This window comes from Streptomyces jumonjinensis (genome assembly GCF_009600885.1).
Lineage (GTDB): Bacteria > Actinomycetota > Actinomycetes > Streptomycetales > Streptomycetaceae > Streptomyces > Streptomyces jumonjinensis.
In genome coordinates, this window is the sequence record NZ_VCLA01000198.1 from 3,118 (window position 1) to 3,343 (window position 226).

At 69.9% G+C, this 226-nt stretch carries 1 pseudogene; it reads right to left on the reverse strand.

The features are described 5' to 3' along the window. Positions 1-226 (reverse strand): annotated as a pseudogene (locus FF041_RS34545) (ISL3 family transposase); the annotation flags it as partial.

Consider the following 226-nt stretch of genomic DNA (forward strand, 5'->3'; position numbering starts at 1 on the left):
TCCCTGGGCGACGGCATGCCGGTCTTCGCGCAGGGCTCCGGCAAGGCCGGTCAGCGGAGCCAGCCCGGTGTTCGCGAGGTCGTCCAGCCACTCCGACAAGGATGTCGCGTCGCGGGTGTCGAGCATGGCGGCGAACCGGCGGACCAGGTCGTGGGTGGTTTCGAGTTCAGGGCAGTGGTCGAGAAGCCGGGGCAGGCGGTCGTTGATGTGAGGGCTGCGGCGGTGT